Origin of the sequence: Haloferax sp. Atlit-12N (genome assembly GCF_003383095.1) — an archaeon.
Classification (GTDB): Archaea; Halobacteriota; Halobacteria; order Halobacteriales; family Haloferacaceae; genus Haloferax.
Map to the genome: position 1 here is coordinate 1 of NZ_PSYW01000009.1, position 6,156 is coordinate 6,156.

General features: G+C 50.9%; 4 protein-coding genes and 1 pseudogene. 1 reads left to right on the top strand and 4 read right to left on the bottom strand.

Going from position 1 to position 6,156, the window contains the following annotated elements; all coding sequences use genetic code 11:
* Positions 1 to 274: helix-turn-helix domain-containing protein (locus C5B90_RS19435; protein WP_115883583.1), on the bottom strand; the 274-nt coding region annotated here is incomplete at its 3' end.
* A gap of 341 nt (positions 275 to 615) precedes the next feature.
* Between C5B90_RS19435 and melA the strand changes: the two genes are divergently transcribed.
* Entirely contained in the window at positions 616 to 1,968 is a 1,353-nt protein-coding gene (gene melA / locus C5B90_RS19440) for an alpha-galactosidase (RefSeq protein WP_042663430.1), read from the top strand.
* Positions 1,969 to 3,095: 1,127 nt separating this feature from the next.
* Here melA and C5B90_RS19445 read toward each other — a convergent pair.
* The 3 genes and pseudogenes from C5B90_RS19445 to C5B90_RS19455 form a co-directional block, all read right to left on the bottom strand.
* On the bottom strand, positions 3,096 to 4,352 hold the full coding sequence (locus C5B90_RS19445; RefSeq protein ID WP_004967636.1) for a Cdc6/Cdc18 family protein: 1,257 nt from the start codon (positions 4,350 to 4,352) through the stop codon (positions 3,096 to 3,098).
* Between the two features lie 973 nt (positions 4,353 to 5,325).
* Positions 5,326 to 5,649: a hypothetical protein gene (locus C5B90_RS19450; RefSeq protein WP_115883584.1), complete on the bottom strand. Its 324-nt coding sequence runs from the start codon at positions 5,647 to 5,649 to the stop codon at positions 5,326 to 5,328.
* A gap of 283 nt (positions 5,650 to 5,932) precedes the next feature.
* Positions 5,933 to 6,156, bottom strand: a pseudogene (locus C5B90_RS19455) (hypothetical protein); the annotation flags it as partial.

A 6,156-nucleotide genomic window follows, 5' to 3' on the forward strand; every position in this document is an offset into this window, starting at 1 on the left:
TTACCGTCTCGGCCTGGGTGCGGGCAGCAATACCTAGTTCAAGAAATCCCAGGCCGAGACGGTACTCAGATCCATCTTTGTCGACATACTGGATCGACTGAAGCGTGTTGAGATGTTTGTAAACGGTCCCCGAGGCGAGCCCTAACTCTTCGACGAGTTGCTGGACTGTAGCACCGTCGCGGCGTTTTAGAGCCTCAATGATACGGAAACTCGTAACGGTCGTCGTCGCTAGATATCCATCGTCTTGGGCCACGTCAAAGCGGTTGGTTGTCATAGTTCAATTCACGGTATCATCACACATAGATGTTTTCATGATACGTGAAATGGCGTCACGAAAGATGTTACGGGCATTTCACCGCCATCAATCCACAAAGCCCGAAGAGAGCACCATTCTACACCATTTATACTTATTAACTATTTCACGATTCATGAAATTGATGTTCCCACAACCTGTTGTGTCGAGGTAGGGGTCGCACGCTAAGACCCATCGGGACACACTCAGACAGTACGTGTGCTACTTTACACCACACGCGTCCCTAAGCCTCGATAAGTTGTAGTAGAACTGAGGGCGGCACGGCGAAATACTTATGACAAACCCAGAGACACGTAGTAGCAATGCCAAAGATTGCCCTAATCGGAGCTGGGAGTATGGTATTTGCAAAGAAACTCATCGGCGACATCCTCTCGTTCGACGAGTTGTCTGACAGCCATATCGCGTTGATGGACATCGACAAACATCGACTCACACAGACGCAACGTGTCGCTGAGGCGATGGTTGAAAACGAAGGACTCGAAACGACTGTCTCGGCGACGCTTGACAGACGCGAAGCCCTTGAAGACGCGGACTACGTCCTCAACATGATCAACGTTGGTGGGACTGAGCCCTTCGAAAACGAGATCCGGATCCCGGAAAAATACGGAGTGAAGCAAGCAATCGGTGACACGACTGGACCGGGTGGAATCTTCCGTGGCCTTCGGACGATTCCGACACTCCTCGACCTCGCGGACGACATGGAAGAGCTGTGTCCCGATGCTCTTCTACTCAACTATACGAACCCAATGGCCATCCTCTGTAAGGCTGTCTTTGACGCGACTAACATCGAGGTCGTTGGTCTCTGTCACTCCGTCCCGCACACCGCCGAGGCAATAGCAGAGTACACAGAAACGCCACAGGACGAACTCGAGTACTGGGTCGCCGGCATCAACCACATGGCTTGGTTCCTCACCTGCGAACACGACGGAGAGAGTCTTTATCCGGCACTCAAAGAGGCCTACGACGACGAAGAGACGTACCGCAAGGACACGGTCCGTTTCGAGATGATGAAGCACTTCGGCGCGTTCCCCACGGAATCGAGCCATCATATGAGTGAGTACCTCCCGTACATCCGAACAGACGATGCACTTATCGAGGAGATGGCCGGGACGAACTTCGCCGAACGGATGCCAACCGCGACGTACCTAGAGGGATGGCTTGCGCGGTCCGAAGAGCGCGACGATCCCGAACTGGACGTCGACCTCAACGAGGTTAGTGTCGAACGTTCCGAGGAATACGCGTCCCGGCTCATCCATTCGTTGGAAACGGGAACTCAACGCCGGTTCAACCTCAACGTGTCCAACGAATCGAACGCCATCGAAAACCTCCCTGCAGACGCTTGTGTGGAAGTTCCGGTCTTCGTCGACGGTACCGGCCTTCACCCAGCTTCGGTTGGAGAGTTGCCGACACAACTTGCCGCTCTGGACCGCCAGCACTCTGCAATCTACGAACTGGCGGTGGAAGGTGCCTTAGAGGGTAACCGCGAGAAAGTCCACCAAGCAGTAAAGCTCGATCCTCTGTCAAGCGCCGCTTGTTCACTAGACGAACTACACGAGATGACCGAAGAACTCATCGAGGCAAACGCAGATTACATCCCGGACCTGGAGTGGCCGAGTAAGCAAAACCCGGAGAGAGCAGTCCCCGCAGATGACTAATCGAAACACAGCGTAACAGCGTGAGTCAGAGGCAGTACACCACTGGGTACAGTATTCCGATCGGTGGTGCGTGTCATCTCCACGCATCGGTTCTGGCTCGGAACGCAGTCCGTTGAAGTGGACCCCGGTCGACAATGTGAATCTCAGTTCGTCGGTCGGTCTGCCTGACTGGCTTCGACAGGTCAACCGCTGCAGGGTGGCCTGCCGAGGCCGATGGAACAACGGATGTGGTGACCCTTTTTGTGAAGGAGGCTACGCGTTCGAATATGTTCTACCCTCTCATGAGTCGTGGGAGGATGGTTGGATATCCCCACAGATAGAACTGTATTATATATACAAGATTATGGACATCATGATCTATTCGAGACAGTATCCAATAGAACTATCTAGGAATCTCAACTAATAGAATAGCCATAGTTAGAAATTATATTGGCTATTGTCAATCATGCATCAACTAGAATGTCTAAATAGCCACTATATTTACATAAAATTCAATTACTGAATTGGGTAAAACTCCAAGGGTTTGTTGCCAAATCTTCAACGTAATTGTATAAGTTATGAAATACACGACACAGTTCACTCTACGGAAGCTCAACTCACATTAGAATATTACATACAGTCAGGACAACGACACCAAGACTCGAATCGCCGACAATGGAATGGGGGTTCCTAGACGACGAAAAAGGTCTTGCGTCGAGTATAGATCAAAAACGTACAGTTCCGGTATGTGCCCTCAACGTAACCTCGTCGATATTTTGATTACCACTTGCTACTGCTTGGTCATGAGTTAACCAACATCGATAGGCCACATTACTACTGTTGGTTAATACGGCTACAGAGAACAATCAGCGAGCAAAAATTCCAACAAGTCACGATTTTCCAATCACCCTATCAATTGATCTAAAATATACAAATCAAGTCAGTCATCAAATAATTCGTCAGACACACCACTATTGCCAGTAAAAGCGGCAGACATAGAGAAGATCAAATATACTGGCAATAGTGGTTTAATCAATATTTCACAGATATCAGATACAATAGTAAACTCGACATCGACAGGTGAAACTGGCAATAGTGGACAGGTTATTGGCAACACTGGCAACGGAGGTCACCCCACAACAGAGGGGTTAGTCTAACGTCCCGTTCTTTTTTGCGAGTTCACGGATGCCTTCTAAATTCCCAAACTCGCTTTCCAGCGCATCCAACGCCGAAGACAACGACACGTCCAAATCATACTCGTTGTAGTTCCCTCGGCCGCCACTCGAGTCAACCAACTGCAACACACCATGGAGGTTCAGATCCGACAGGTGGTCGTGTACGCGCCGACGCTTCAGCGGCTCTTGCCCATTCTTTCTCGCAACCTTCTGGTACCGACGATAGATTGCCTTTGTCCGTTCGGGCGTTTCTCCTCGAGCAGCCAGTTGGCACACTGTCAACAACACATGCTGCCCATGTTGTGTCAACGAATGCATCCCTTCAACGACCTGCTGGCGCTGAATCTGGAACTCCCCCTCGCGGACATGTTCCTCTGTTACAAACGCGTCCCCACCGGCCCGCGCTTCAGACTCCGCAATATCGACTGCCTTCCGTAACAGTCGGAGTGCCTGCCGGGCCGATCCAGAGTCTCGCGCTGAAAACGCGGCACACAACGGAATCACATCATCTTCCAACACATCATCATACAACGCAATCTCTGCTCGCTCGCGGAGGATGTTTTGGAGTTCGCCAGCATCGTATGGCGGGAACAAAATCTCCTCTTCGCAAAGTGTGTCTTTAACTTTCGGAGACAGATTATCGCGGAATTTGAAGTCGTTACTGATGCCGATGACGCCCAACTTCACATCCAGGTCCAATTGTGAACGTGCCCGCGGGAGCTCGTACAGAATATCATCGTCCGATCCGATGTTATCAATCTCGTCGAGGACAACCAACACGGTCCCCCCAATATCTTCTAAGTCAGCGTAGAGCTCACGAAACACGCGCTTTTGTTGATAGCCAGTCTCACTGATCGGCATCCGTGAAGACGACACATTTGTTAGTGGGTGATTTGGCTCTCGAATCTCGTTAACGAGGTTCACCGCAACCTGGTACGACGTGTTGCAGCCAGTACAGTTCAATTCGATAATATTAACGTCGACGTCGTCGTACTGGTCAGCTGATTCCTGAAGTTCTTTGAGCAGATCGTGTGTGGCCGCAGTCTTCCCGACACCCGTGACCCCATACAGAAACACGTTGTTCGGCTGCCATCCTTGAATTACCGGCCGGAGGGCTGCCGCGTATTCGTCGAGTTCAGCGTCTCGTTCCTCAAGAGTCTCAGGCTGGTAATCGTCTCGCAACACGTCGTTGTCTCGAATGATGAATGACTCCCGAGTGAACCGGCCCATGGATTGGACGATGTTGCTATGTGTGATAAAACCACGGGTGCCAGTATGACCAATAACCACACCCCCGTTGCCAGTACCGCCAATATCACGGTGGCTTATAAAAGACACTCTCTCCACCATTGCCAGTATTCTCTCGTAGGTGAGGACCGAAGTCCAAAATGAGGTAATTAACAGAGCTACCGAACTATATCTACAGTTGTACTTTACTAATTCTTTCCTAGTGCGGGTTTGGTTTTACTACTATTGACATAAACCTATCGCTTAGTCAGTACTGTAACGAGTAGTCTTCTACTCGTTCGAGTGGTTTTACTGGCAAAAGTGGTGTGTGTGTGTTACTTAAAACGGACGAATACTGGCAGTACTGGCAACGGGGGTCACCCGAAAACAAACCTTTCACGAATCTGCCCCTGGTCTCGGGAGTTTCCACGCTTACGCCAGCTTTACTGGCAATAGTGGACTGGTTATTGGCAGTACTGGCAACACCGGTGTCTCAAACAACTATCACGACGAACTGGTACGTACAATACAGAACGAGATTGTGTTCGAACGAAGCAAGTTCTCGACAAGTTGTATCTACAAGCACTCCCGAAACACGGCAAAAACGGTTAATGCAAAGGCTCCGAGCCAACACCGCGTCTATGAGCTGCTAAAAGAACAGGTGTTCTCCGACGTCGTGGAATCAACTCGGACGGCGGTGGAGGAGGAGAAGGAAGCCACCTAGAACATCGGCTGGTTTCGGATACTATTGTACTAATACTGTGCTCCGCGATAGCCGGGGAAGATCTCGCTTAGCTTTGTTCCCCAACTACACTCCCCTAGTCACGTGTGTACATGTGGGATAGTTACGCATGAGAGCGCTTAATGAACGATTGAGGCTGTCCATCATTCATCTCTCACACAGGGTCCACGGGTGATGAAAAAAATTCACTTCGCACACGGGGTGTGGTGTCTTTCGAGCCCATGGAAGTTCTTCCTACTTATCGGGGTTGACTGGGCCTTTATATTTGGATTTGATTTTGTCACCTTCTCGCCACTGCCAGTAGTAGTAGCGATTATGGTTGATCTCCTTGATCGTAATCGTCGCCTTCGTGGGGACATCGTCTGGAAGATCGTCCGACCGTTCTTCGAGTTTCCCTTCCGGTGGCTCTTCCTCGAGACGAGCCTCGCGCTCCTTGTGTTCGGCCAACTCTTCGGCATAGCGGGCAACGTCTCGAAGACGGTTCGGTGATGATTCATTGAGAGCATTGATGATCTCTGTAGGGAGGTTCATCGGCGGCGTCGGTGGTTCGTCGGACATCGGTTGCTTCCTCGTATTAACCAACACGAAGCGCTCACCGAAGATACTGTTGGTTAAGTTTATAATCAGACTTCCAGACCACTCCTTCGATCGACTTCTCTCCGCCGGGTAGAGGCGTTTTAGCCATGCAAGCGTTTATACGCTGGAAGGGTCAAGACTAGGTTGACCAATGAGTCTTGATGAGGCGGTTGACGAAGCGCTCGCGACGTACAATATGTCGCGCAGTGAAGAGGCCGAGGAAACGGGCCGAACAGTCGCCACGCTCCAAGACTAACAGAGCCGCTTAGTCGAGGTTCCGAATCTTTTCAGCGAATTCTGCTTTCGATAGCCCTGGCGTTTCCTTCAGCTCTGGATAGCCTGCGCGTTCGACAGCCTCCTCGACGAACTCGGTCCAGAGCTCTTCATGCTGCTCCGCGTAGACGACCTTCGCCTCACTCGGGTACATATCCAGCTCGTATGCAGTCAGGTCGATCTCGACTGCGTGTTTCCGTTCAAGCGTTCTCGCGC